This window comes from Citrobacter sp. Cs237 (genome assembly GCF_030332325.1).
In the GTDB taxonomy this organism is placed as follows: Bacteria; Pseudomonadota; Gammaproteobacteria; order Enterobacterales; family Enterobacteriaceae; genus Citrobacter_A; species Citrobacter_A sedlakii.
Window position 1 is genome coordinate 1 of sequence record NZ_JAOWIB010000010.1, and the last position, 269, is coordinate 269.

1 protein-coding gene is annotated in these 269 nt (G+C 64.3%); it reads right to left on the bottom strand.

Annotation, left to right across the window (positions count from 1 at the left end):
* On the bottom strand, positions 1–269 hold a 269-nt coding region (locus OGY07_RS00065; RefSeq protein WP_286597903.1), incomplete at both ends, for an autotransporter outer membrane beta-barrel domain-containing protein.

Here is a 269-nt window from a genome sequence, read left to right on the forward strand (position 1 = left end):
GCGCGGTTGCCGTTACGCTGGTTTTCCGCCCGTGCCTTCTGGTTGGCGTAGCCCGCCATCAGACCAAGGTGGAAACGGTCAGTGTTGTCGGAAGACCACTGAGCGATGTCGCCGCCAAGCTGCATCACATAGCGGTTGGCCTGCATATCCAGCTGGCCGCTACCGTCCTGCTGGCGGGTGTGACCACCGACGTTGCGCAGCCACAGGCTGGTCACCGCTTTCTCGCCGGTCAGGGCGTCGACGTAGTGGGTTTCGCCCAGGCGGTCGTG